The organism is Aquisalimonas sp., from assembly GCF_007120195.1.
In the GTDB taxonomy this organism is placed as follows: Bacteria; Pseudomonadota; Gammaproteobacteria; order Nitrococcales; family Aquisalimonadaceae; genus Aquisalimonas.
Window position 1 is genome coordinate 1 of the sequence record NZ_SKOG01000068.1, and the last position, 9,507, is coordinate 9,507.

Annotated in this window: 15 protein-coding genes and 3 pseudogenes; 8 read left to right on the forward strand and 10 right to left on the reverse strand. The window is 62.8% G+C overall.

Translation table 11 applies throughout. The features are described 5' to 3' along the window. From QZT63_RS05530 to QZT63_RS05555, 7 genes and pseudogenes are all read left to right on the forward strand, one after another. A partial coding sequence (locus QZT63_RS05530) for a transposase zinc-binding domain-containing protein (protein WP_290649284.1) occupies window positions 1-182 on the forward strand: 182 nt, incomplete at its 5' end. Next, entirely contained in the window at window positions 127-327 is a 201-nt protein-coding gene (locus QZT63_RS20005; RefSeq protein ID WP_366636053.1) for a transposase, read from the forward strand. The genes QZT63_RS05530 and QZT63_RS20005, both read left to right, overlap by 56 nt. Before the next feature lie 403 nt (window positions 328-730). Continuing rightward, window positions 731-1,149: pseudogene (locus tag QZT63_RS05535) on the forward strand (IS91 family transposase); the annotation flags it as partial. 1,274 nt (window positions 1,150-2,423) lie between these two features. Beyond that, entirely contained in the window at window positions 2,424-2,876 is a 453-nt protein-coding gene (locus QZT63_RS05540) for a helix-turn-helix domain-containing protein (protein WP_290649285.1), read from the forward strand. Window positions 2,877-3,024: 148 nt separating this feature from the next. Next, window positions 3,025-3,282: a BrnT family toxin gene (locus tag QZT63_RS05545; RefSeq protein WP_290649286.1), complete on the forward strand. Its 258-nt coding sequence runs from the start codon at window positions 3,025-3,027 to the stop codon at window positions 3,280-3,282. Continuing rightward, window positions 3,272-3,523, forward strand: a complete 252-nt coding sequence (locus QZT63_RS05550; RefSeq protein WP_290649287.1) for a ribbon-helix-helix protein, CopG family — start codon at window positions 3,272-3,274, stop codon at window positions 3,521-3,523. The genes QZT63_RS05545 and QZT63_RS05550 overlap by 11 nt, the downstream gene beginning before the upstream one ends. Before the next feature lie 235 nt (window positions 3,524-3,758). Next, window positions 3,759-4,712, forward strand: coding sequence for a calcium/sodium antiporter (locus QZT63_RS05555; RefSeq protein ID WP_290649289.1), 954 nt, complete (start codon window positions 3,759-3,761; stop codon window positions 4,710-4,712). A gap of 905 nt (window positions 4,713-5,617) precedes the next feature. On the opposite strand, the pseudogene QZT63_RS05560 reads toward QZT63_RS05555, so the two are convergent. The 7 genes and pseudogenes from QZT63_RS05560 to QZT63_RS05590 all read right to left on the reverse strand — a co-directional run bounded on the left by QZT63_RS05560 (window position 5,618) and on the right by QZT63_RS05590 (window position 7,756). Further along, window positions 5,618-5,816: pseudogene (locus QZT63_RS05560) on the reverse strand (DUF2283 domain-containing protein). 27 nt (window positions 5,817-5,843) lie between these two features. Then, window positions 5,844-6,200 (reverse strand): transposase, encoded by a 357-nt coding sequence (locus QZT63_RS05565; protein ID WP_290649291.1) that lies wholly within the window; start codon window positions 6,198-6,200, stop codon window positions 5,844-5,846. Then, complete coding sequence (locus QZT63_RS05570; RefSeq protein WP_290649293.1) at window positions 6,175-6,510, reverse strand: IS1595 family transposase; 336 nt, start codon at window positions 6,508-6,510, stop codon at window positions 6,175-6,177. Before QZT63_RS05570 ends, QZT63_RS05565 begins: the two co-directional genes overlap by 26 nt. Further along, window positions 6,476-6,769: a Txe/YoeB family addiction module toxin gene (locus QZT63_RS05575; RefSeq protein WP_290649294.1), complete on the reverse strand. Its 294-nt coding sequence runs from the start codon at window positions 6,767-6,769 to the stop codon at window positions 6,476-6,478. Before QZT63_RS05575 ends, QZT63_RS05570 begins: the two co-directional genes overlap by 35 nt. Next, window positions 6,750-7,040 carry a type II toxin-antitoxin system prevent-host-death family antitoxin gene (locus tag QZT63_RS05580; protein WP_290649296.1) on the reverse strand — a complete coding sequence of 97 codons (291 nt, stop codon included), beginning with the start codon at window positions 7,038-7,040 and terminating at the stop codon, window positions 6,750-6,752. Before QZT63_RS05580 ends, QZT63_RS05575 begins: the two co-directional genes overlap by 20 nt. 193 nt (window positions 7,041-7,233) lie before the next feature. After that, window positions 7,234-7,320: pseudogene (locus QZT63_RS05585) on the reverse strand (IS1595 family transposase); the annotation flags it as partial. After that, window positions 7,301-7,756 carry a tyrosine-type recombinase/integrase gene (locus tag QZT63_RS05590; RefSeq protein ID WP_366636063.1) on the reverse strand — a complete coding sequence of 152 codons (456 nt, stop codon included), beginning with the start codon at window positions 7,754-7,756 and terminating at the stop codon, window positions 7,301-7,303. The gene QZT63_RS05590 and the pseudogene QZT63_RS05585, both read right to left, overlap by 20 nt. 285 nt (window positions 7,757-8,041) lie before the next feature. On the opposite strand from QZT63_RS05590, the gene QZT63_RS05595 reads away from it, so the two are divergent. Further along, entirely contained in the window at window positions 8,042-8,227 is a 186-nt protein-coding gene (locus QZT63_RS05595) for a hypothetical protein (RefSeq protein WP_290649298.1), read from the forward strand. 132 nt (window positions 8,228-8,359) lie between these two features. Here QZT63_RS05595 and QZT63_RS05600 read toward each other — a convergent pair whose 3' ends face one another. From QZT63_RS05600 to QZT63_RS05610, 3 genes are all read right to left on the reverse strand, one after another. Further along, window positions 8,360-8,791 carry a hypothetical protein gene (locus QZT63_RS05600; RefSeq protein WP_290649300.1) on the reverse strand — a complete coding sequence of 144 codons (432 nt, stop codon included), beginning with the start codon at window positions 8,789-8,791 and terminating at the stop codon, window positions 8,360-8,362. Continuing rightward, the gene (locus QZT63_RS05605) at window positions 8,772-9,020 is read right to left on the reverse strand and encodes a hypothetical protein (RefSeq protein ID WP_290649302.1); all 249 of its coding nucleotides are present in this window, start codon (window positions 9,018-9,020) and stop codon (window positions 8,772-8,774) included. The genes QZT63_RS05600 and QZT63_RS05605 overlap by 20 nt, the downstream gene beginning before the upstream one ends. Beyond that, window positions 9,017-9,507: ImmA/IrrE family metallo-endopeptidase (locus tag QZT63_RS05610; protein ID WP_290649304.1), on the reverse strand; the 491-nt coding region annotated here is incomplete at its 5' end. The genes QZT63_RS05610 and QZT63_RS05605, both read right to left, overlap by 4 nt.

The following is a 9,507-nucleotide window of genomic DNA, read 5'->3' on the forward strand; positions in this document are numbered from 1 at the left end:
TCGAGGCCCAGTGCCTGGCCAAATACGATAGCCGGCTGCTGCCCGGTCACCGCAAGGCGCTGGCGGCCATGAAGCAGTGCCGCACGGCGCTCAGCCCGCGCATGCAGATACAATGCGCCGAGTGTGATGAACAGCGCTTCGTCCCTCACTCCTGCGGCCACCGGCTTTGCCCCACGCTATGAAACCCGCACCCTCGCCGGTGAGGATTTCCTGTGGCTGCTGCTTCGCCACGTCGTGCCCAAGGGCTTTCGACGGGCCCGCAACTTCGGCTTCTTGCACGCCAACAGCAAGCGTCTCATCCAACTGCGGCGCTCTTTGTTGAAATAACCACTCACCCGCGTCATACCAACGCCACGCCCCGTCATTACCTGCCCCGGTTGCGGCGGCAACATGCGGATCGTGCGCACGCGGCTCGCGCCGCCACGCACCCGACAACACCCACCGGATGCATGGCAGGAGGCCGTGGCCATGTGACCTCATCCCCAATCAGGGCATCCAGGCGTTCAGCGTGCCGCAAGCTGATAGCCGCGCTCGGCCAGAAAACGCGATCGGCTGAGCACAAAAGGGCCGACAGGCCGCTCTCCCACCGCCATGGCAGAGACTCCCTGCATTCTTGAGTGCGGGCGGTGCAAACGCAGGTGCGCCGTCGCCTCTTGCGGGCATTCGTGCGCCGTGGGCGCATCGACGCGCAGACGTGATCGACCACCTCCCCAAACTGGGTCGGGATGGGCGCGCCCAGATCATCCTCTCGCCGCTGGAGTTGAGCGGCCGCATCGCCGCACTGCTCCCGCCGCCCAGGCCGCATCGCCATCGGTACGACGGCGTGTCGCCCCGAACTCGCCCCTACGCCCAGCGGTCACCGCCCTGGCGCCCGAGGCCGTGGTCCCGGCACCGGCATCGAATCCGGCGGTGGAGACAGCAGCGGAGACTCCGCCCAAGACGATCCGGCGGTCTCCCGCCCACTACCTCTGGGTCATGCTGCTCGCGCGCATCTACGAGGCGTTTCCCCGGGCGTGCCCTCAGTGCGGGGCCGAGATGCCGATCATCGCCTTCATCACCGAGGCGATGCCCGTGCGCGCCATCCTGGAGTCCATCGGCGAACCCGCCAAACCGCCCCGTATCGCCCAAACGCGGGGACCGCCGGAGTGGTACGAAGACGCCACGGAGCATACCATCGATGCCGAGGCATGCGCTGCGCGCGATCCCTACGCCCAACCCGCGCCGGAGTACGCGCACGACCAGCGGGTGTCCTGGTCAATCGGCCCGCCGAGAGGCTGCTGACCCCGCCATTGCCGCTGTCCGGAAACACGCCCACGGCCAACCGGAAAATCCGTCTCTAACACCCCCGCAAGCCGATTTTGGCCGCCCGGGCTGCCTGCGCTGCTCACAAGGGGTTTGCGTTGGGACTTGGCGGTACTCTGGGGCGAAGGGATATTGCGGCGAAGGGGGTTGGATTTCCTATCCCTACGATGCGCAGCAGATAGCGGCGCCCCAAAAGATAGTAGCTTTCGCGCTAATCTACGGCGGCGCTGGGCGATTGCCGAACACGTCCTCTTTGCAATCCCCTGCGCCTCGCCGTGCCCATCCTCCAAGGCCTCGATCCAAAAGAGATTTGGGTCGGTGACACGTCCCATTTGCAATCCCGCGCACACCTCCACGGCTCCAAGCGGTAACGCCCTGGCGGTAAAACACTGTCACGCGTCCACGCGTCCCCATTTGCAATCCCTGCCGCTGCAGCGCGGCGGCGCGCATTGCGCCCGCGCTGCAACAGCCGGTTGCGCTGCACGTACTCCGGGTGGGCCGCCCGCCACCGGCGCCAGTACTGCGCATGCGCTCGCGCCCACGCCCGCTGCGCCGCGCGCTCATTGGCCCGGTAATCGGGATCCTCGCCGCGCTCGCGCCGCTGCCACTCCCGCTTGGGCGCCCGTTGGCACCGCCGCTGCGAACAGTACTGCTGGGTCGGGTTCCGGGGGCGTCGCCGGAAGGCACGACCACAGCATCGGCATCGGCTCTGCCGCCTCATCACTGCCACCACCGATCGAAGACTCGTCAGTGACAGTGTCGGCACACCGAAGACCCACCGACCCACTTCGTGCCCCGGGTCCGAAAACTTGGCAGCGCCAAGTGCCGACACACTCAAACGGGAGGCGCTCTTTCTTCAGCAGCAGGTGGAGCAATTCTTGTTAGTGTCAAGGATCAGGTGACCCTTGTTCCACGGGGGATGCCCGCTCGTGTGATGCTGGCTCGGCGTCATGGTAGTCATGGCTCGGTGTCTCCGCTTCAGGTGGGGACATTAAGCATTGACCACGATGAGCTCTGTCGCCTTGACCGCCTGGACCTGCAGCAGTGTTTCGTTTGTTGCGTTTTTCGATTATTGCGTTTAATGTCAAGGCTACAGACACCCGCATTCCCCCGGAGCAGTTATGCAAACACCCAGTGGCGACAACCAACTCCCGGATCACGAGGCCGCTGCGCTCGCCCGTGCCAGTGCCACGGAGCTAAGCAAGCTCCTATCCCAGCAACCGGAGTCCGATAGGGCCCGCGTTCGCCTCAACGGCACCGATCTCGTGCTGCCCCGCCAAGCGCTCGCGCTACTGCGTGACCTGCTTGCCGAGATGGCCCAAGGCCATGCGGTGACAATTGTGCCAACCCACGCGGAGCTGACAACGCAGGAAGCGGCGGACATCCTCAACGTCTCACGCCCCCATCTCGTCAAGCTGCTGGAGCGGGGCGAGATTCCCTTCTCGAAGGTGGGCACCCATCGCCGCATCCGATACCAGGATCTGCTGGCCTACAAGGGCCAGCGTGACCGTACCAGTCAACAGGCCCTGGGTGCGCTGACCGAGCAGGCGCAGGACCTGGATATGGGGTACTGATGTGCGCTTTGTGGTCGTCCTTGATGCGTGTGTCCTTTATCCGGCACCGATGCGGAATTTCCTGATTCGGCTTGCTTAGGAATATGGTCTCTTGCCGGCGGAGGGATCGGTCGAGGCGATCGGGTGTTTATGGTATAGTTTCTATACCATGTTTGAGTTCGATGACGCCAAGAGTCAGGCCAACAAGGCTAAGCACGGCATCGACTTCGTCGAAGCGCAGGAACTGTGGCGTGACCCGGATCTCTTGGAGGTGCCGGCCAGGACCGAGGATGAGCCTCGCTATCTCGTCGTCGGTATGCTGGAGGGTAGACACTGGTCAGCGGTCGTGACGTACCGTGAATCGAACATCCGCATTATCTCGGTCCGGCGAGCCCGGGTTGAGGAGGTCGCACTCTATGAAGGCTAAGGAATTTGACCGTAAGTTTGATGCTGGCGAGGACGTCTCGAATGATCTCGACCTCTCCGGGGCACGTCGGCCTCGCCAGGCGCAGAAGCGCGTGAACGTCGATTTCCCGGACTGGATGCTGGAGCAGCTCGATAAGGAGGCTCGCCGCCTGGGGGTCACGCGGCAGTCAATCATCAAGATCTGGCTCTCGGAGCGGTTGGAGCAAGTAGCTTCGAGCAAGCGGTTGCATCCGAGGCGTTAAACCCGAACGTTGAGCGGCGCAGGCTCGACACAGCGGTATCGACAATTCGTCGGCACTGATAGCTCAGGGTCGATCGCGGTACTTGGCCACGTTCCTCGTTCCGGCCATAGGTCCCACCACGTGGTCGGCCGCCTGGCGCTCCACCATGACGTCCGAGACCACCGAGGAGACCACCGAGTGGTAGGGACTTTTGATCTGTGACGGAGACCGCCGCTCCGCGTAATAAGGAAACCCCGTGAACCTGTTGCTGATCGCGCTCGGACTCATCGCCCTCACTGCCGGCGGCGAGGCGGTGGTTCGTGGCGCCCTCGCCGCGGGTAGGCGGCTTGGCGTTTCCCCGCTTCTTGCCGGTCTGGTCATTGTTGGCTTCGGCACCTCGGCGCCCGAGCTGGTGGTCTCGATCAGCGCGGCACTGGATGAGCAGCCGGACATTGCCCTGGGCAACGTCGTGGGGAGCAATATCGGCAACATCCTACTCATTTTGGGCGTGTGCGCCATCATCACCCCGCTCACCATCACGCGCCTGGCGCTGGTGCGCGACGGTCTCTCCGTGGTCGGCGCCAGCGCCCTGTTCCTGGTGCTGGTCTGGGGCAGCGCACTGGTGCGCTGGGACGCGGCGATCCTGCTGGCCGCCCTGGCGGGCTACCTGATCTGGGCATACATCTCCGAGAGCCGCCCCCAATCGCCAGCCGGCACCATCCACCGTCAGGAAGGGGCGCAGATGACGCTGCTGCCAGGCAGGCCCCTGACCATCGGCCTTGCACTCCTTGCGGGTCTGGCGCTGCTGATTTCCGGTTCACAGGCGTTGCTCTGGGGGGCGATGGGTCTCGCCGCGTCCCTGGGTGTGTCGGAGGCCGTCATCGGGCTCACGCTCGTCGCGGTGGGCACCTCCCTGCCGGAGTTCGCGGTGTCCCTGCTCGCCGCGCTACGCCGCCAGGCCGATGTGGCCGTCGGTAACATTCTCGGCAGCAACCTGTTCAACCTGCTGGGCATCCTGGGCATCTCGGCCCTGCTGCAGCCGCTGCCAGTCAGCCCGCGCATGCTGCTCTTCGACCAGTGGGTCATGCTGGCCTCGGCCCTGCTGCTGCTTTTGGTGCTCTACACCGGGCACCGGATCAGTCGCACGGAGGGGGCGTTTCTAGTGGCCGGCTACGCCGCCTACGTGGCCGCCAGCTTCACCCTTTTCTGACACACATGCTCTGAGGAACTTGCCCAGGTGTCGTGGGCACTTCCCGAAAGCGGACCGACGCCCAGTGGTGGTCGAGTGTCCGGTGAGGGTCGGGAGTCTGCCGTAACCCGGCGCGAACCGCGATCGCTTCCGCTCTGGGCAGACAAAAGGTCTACACAGATAGCGGCCGGGTCCGTCGATACCTCGGAAAAAACTGGAACACCCCCAGAACTTTTCCCCTGCTCGGCTACCTCGTCGCGCCGTGCCGAGAACCATCCGATTCCTGCACACCGGGCAGGTCGGTGGTCCGGACGACAGGTTCTCGGCTCCTGTTTCTTCGACGTCACCCAGGCTGGTTTGATTCCCCAGGTCTGCTCGTAGTGTTGCTCCGTACTGCTCGCGACACCCGTCTGGCCACCACCAAGCAGAACACCATCGAGCTCATCAACGCCTTGATGGACGGCTTCGCCCACGACTGGAGGACGGCCGAATGACCCGGTTGTCTTCCATGATCGAAGCCTTCGAGGCCCAGTGCCTGGGGTCGAAAATAGTTCTCCATGTGCTTCTGCTGCTTCTTCCCAACGGGATATATCAGCAAGCATGATACGAGTTCTGATTACGTCAGTCGCGTTCCCACCAGCCGCTCTAACAGCTTGAATAGACAATTCCAAGCAATACTTGGTTTGTCCATAAACGTCCCCGACGCAAGTGGTTTCACCATTTTTTTATAGGTGCCGTACCGGAAACAGAAATCATGTTTCCGACTCTAAATGCTCTCGACAATCCAATCGAATTTTCCAGAGGAGAGCCTGAACTTACGAGCTTTCTCATTTGCCCCTTCTCAAGGTATAACGATTTAGCTAATCGGCGCGCGTAAATGCGTCCGGCGAAGGACCGACAGGACCGGAGCGTGCTTGCGCGACTTATTATGTGGCGATGCCTTCTACTTCCAAATGGCTTATATCAGTTCTGCGGCTAGCATGCTCGAAGGTAATCGCACACACATTTCCATCAGAGTCCAAGTCAAGAAGAGTGTTCTCGTCCAAATCCCGGGGTTCCGAGATTTTTCCCCGCCTGGAACTCAATGTACAGCGTGTCGGTGTCCTCGAAGTACTGGACTTTCATGGCTTAAACCCTGGATCAAAGAACGCATTATGAACCGTCTCTCGGTCCGCAACCAGGAACCACTCGTAGGTATCGGTCTCCCGCCTCGGAGATTCGGGTCCATTTCTTTCCGCTGAGCGCCGTCTTCACGTTACCGAGCACGGTGTTGAGCCAGCGAAAAGCCGGAATCTCGGTGCCGGCCTTGCCGCGGGGTGCCAGCACAACGCGGTGGGTAGGCCCGAGCTGGCCGAAGACCTCGAAGCCGAGCATCCCGTCGGTGGTCACCTGGGAGCCGGGAGCCAAAGCCCGCTCGGCCCACTGGCGCAACGCTTTGAACGAGAAGCCCTCAACGGGATCGAAGCGGACATAGACGGGGCGCTCATCGTCCATCTCCACCGCCGCCACGAAGGCGACCTTGTTCTGCGAGCCCCGACCGGCGGTGCCCCCCGCTGCGCTCCCCGCCGAGATAGGCATCTTCAGTGCGCACGTCGCCACTCAAGGGTCGTGTGTTCTCGCGCTGGCGCATCGCCTCCATGATCTTGTGCTTGAGCAGCCACGCGGTGCGGTAGGAGACCCCCAGGTGGCGGCGCAGCTCCAGCGCCGCCATGTTCGTCTTCGACTGGGTGATCAGGTCGATCGCCATCAACCAGGTGGCCAACGGCAGGTGTCGGCTGACACCCTCAGTAGTGGTAGCGTGCCTGGAGAAACTCGACACGGTCGCTGCTCACTAGGTATACCAGCCGGTGCTCTTGAGAGATCCGCCGCGACCACACATCGGAGCCCAAATACCGCAGCGGCTCCGGCTTGCCGATGCCGACGAATGGCTCTTGGAGCACCGCCTCCACCAGGTCGAGCACCCGCAGCGCGAGCTTCCGGTCCCTCTCCACCCAGTGCCGCAGATCCTCGCGAAACTCCGGATGAAAGACAGCCTCGCGGCGCCGCGGTTCGACCGCCTTACTGCGCTTCTTCGCCAACGCCCAGCTCGCGGCGAAGTTCCTCCACACTCTGCGGCTTCTCGCCTCGGCTGCGGGCGCGGGCGAGCGCAGTCAGTAGGCGTTCGGCGTTCTTCGGTGAGCGCAGCAAGTGAGCGGTCTCAATCAAGCTGGAGAGCTCATCGGCCGCGATCAGCGCCACATCCTCCGCATTGCGGCGTCGGATGATGACGACCTCACGGTCCTCGGCCGCGGCATCGCAAAGCTCGGCGAAGTGAGCACGAGCATGCGTGTAGGTGGTCTCGATGGACATTCAGCCTCCGCCCAACATGTACAATTGAACTGTACATGTTGGGCGGTGCCGTGTCAAGCCGGTGCTCGCCACGCGCGATGTGTCGGAGGGCGCTAACGCCTGCAGCATGCGCGCCCTTGGAATGGACCCGAAGGCGCAATGGAAAGGGCGCCGCCCGCAGGAGCGCGACGGCGAGCCGCGGGACCCTCTTGGCCATGTGGAAGCGTCGATTGAATCGGTACTGCATATCGCCGAGGTAGCGAGCGGCGTACTGGCGGAAGCTAAACGCATGGTAGGTTCCGTATGCGTCGGTAGACCAGAGTGGCTTTGGTTCGGCGCAGAGAATGCGTGCCGTACACGGCAGGATCTAACCCGAGTTCCGTCACCCAGGACTTCACGATCCCCGCGTATTGGCGGGTGGAGATGTGCGGCGAGTCGTGCACCCGGCTCGGGAAGAGGGAGCTTCCGGGTTGCAAGTGAGCCTCACTTACCCAGGCTTCCACGGCCTGTCGCGTGTGGGGCGTAAGCTCGAACTGAACCGGTCGGCCGGTCTTTTTCTGGATGACCGTGGCCCGTTTGACGGCCTGACTGCCGTGAATGACGTCGCGGACCTGGAGGCTGACGAGATCACAGCCTTGGAGTTTGCTGTCGATTGCCAGGTTGAACAGAGCGAGCTGGCGCGTGTTGCGCTCAAGCTGGAGGCGGATACGGATTCCGCAGACCTCCGGGAGTGTCAGAGGGCTTCGGGCCGATCAGGTGCCCCTTGTCCCACGGGCGATGCCCGGTCGCGTGGTGCGGGTGCGGGGTGACGATGGTCATGTCTCGGTGTCTCCGGTTCAGATGGGGAGATTAAGCATTGACCACGATTGCCTCGGCCGCCTTGAACAAGCAGGCGTCGAATCTGGATACGGCGCACTAAAACCGATCCTCGCCGGCAGTCCTGCTCTGTAGCGAGAACCAGCTTTTGCCGCCCAAATCCGTGCGCGTACACTGGAAAGTCGGTACTTGGCAAGGAGAGACTTGTGGCGACTCCGAAAGAGCAGATGGTTAAGATCATCGAAGCCCAGCCAGAGGACAGCTCCTACGATGAGATCCTCCGAGAACTGGCGTTCGCGAGAATGATCGACCACGGTCTTGCCGATTCAGACGCTAGCCGCACGATGAGCAATCAGGAGATGCAGGAGCGCATCCGGTCGTGGCAGAGCTGAACTGGACGAGGGAGGCACAGCGTTGGCTACAGGACATCCACGACTACGGCCAGGGTCAGTTAGGGCCTGATATTCCATCCGCATGGTGCTCCCTCGTGTAGTTTCACGTCTCGGCCTGCGACGCGCTTGGGACTATGCGACCGGTGTAGGGCGTCCAGACCGAGGTGGTTCGACACGCACCTGGCATCCAACCGCTTGAAGGCGTGTGACCACGGCGTCGCACGCAGGCCGTCCGCCAGGCGTGAGCGCGTTCTCTATTTCCCGACGCGGCAGGCCCGTCTCCTGAGCAAGCTGTGCAATGCCACGGGCCTCGACCGCTTCCCGAATCGTCGACCGGAGTGCTTCCTGATTCAGATTGTCCATCGCCGTTGCCAGAAAAGCGGCCTCGTTGGACTCACCATCCGGGGGAGGTGGCGGGGAATGGTCCTGTGTAGCCAGCGCCAGTTCGTCCGCGTACAGAGCATCCGGGGTGGCGAACTCATGAGGCAGGGCGAACATGCGCTCCAGCAGCCCACCCACCTCCATGTCAATGAGGACGTTGGCGTCACCGATGAGCAGCGGCATCCGTTCCGGTCTCCGTCAGCGATCGGTTTTCCTGGAACTGGCTTGCCAACATGCCGAGCAGCTCCGCGGCTTTGGACTGGCCAATAAAGTCTTCCGCAAGGGCTCGGTACACCAGGTGCTCGAACAGGACGGAATGCTCTGGCTTCACCGGTTTGCCGGGTTCCTCATTCCCCCAGTCACGCTTGTAGAGTTCGGCGAACAGTCGCTTCTTCAGAGTCTCACTGATCACTCCGGACTGCGCCGCACGAAAGAGACCTGCTGCCATGCTGATCCCGAACTCATGCTTGAGCAGATACAGCTCGCACCACTCCAGCGCTGTTCGATGGTTGCCGAGGTATTCACGAACCGCACGCCGAGGAGCAGGAACGCTCCGGCTAGCCGGTTGCAGGCGGTCTCCTCGTCCAAGTCCGCCGCGAGCCGCCCTGCCAGGAGCCGATGCCCCAACTCGTGCGCTAGTGTCAGACGTTGCCGGTCTCCAGGGATACTCTTGGAGACAACGATGACGTGTTGCTCCCCGACCTTACCGGCCAAACCGTCGAAACGGACGCCATCCGCCACGGTGGCAAGAATCACCAGCAGCCCTTCGCCTTCCAACGTGTCGATGAGATCCGGGATGGGGTTTTCACCAAGCCCCCAATCGCGCCGGACCACTTCGGCGACCTCTTCCAGCTGCTCGTAGTTCGTTATCAGCTGCGGAACAGAGGCCGGCACGGTAA

Bases quoted from the DNA above. Each gene is read 5' to 3' on its own strand.
- QZT63_RS05550 (WP_290649287.1), top strand. From the start codon at position 3,272: ATGAAGGCTAAGGAATTTGACCGTAAGTTTGATGCTGGCGAGGACGTC.
- QZT63_RS05600 (WP_290649300.1), bottom strand. From the start codon at position 8,791: ATGCCGCTGCTCATCGGTGACGCCAACGTCCTCATTGACATGGAGGTG.
- QZT63_RS05545 (WP_290649286.1), top strand. From the start codon at position 3,025: ATGTTTGAGTTCGATGACGCCAAGAGTCAGGCCAACAAGGCTAAGCAC.
- QZT63_RS05580 (WP_290649296.1), bottom strand. From the start codon at position 7,040: ATGTCCATCGAGACCACCTACACGCATGCTCGTGCTCACTTCGCCGAG.
- QZT63_RS05540 (WP_290649285.1), top strand. From the start codon at position 2,424: ATGCAAACACCCAGTGGCGACAACCAACTCCCGGATCACGAGGCCGCT.
- QZT63_RS20005 (WP_366636053.1), top strand. From the start codon at position 127: ATGAACAGCGCTTCGTCCCTCACTCCTGCGGCCACCGGCTTTGCCCCA.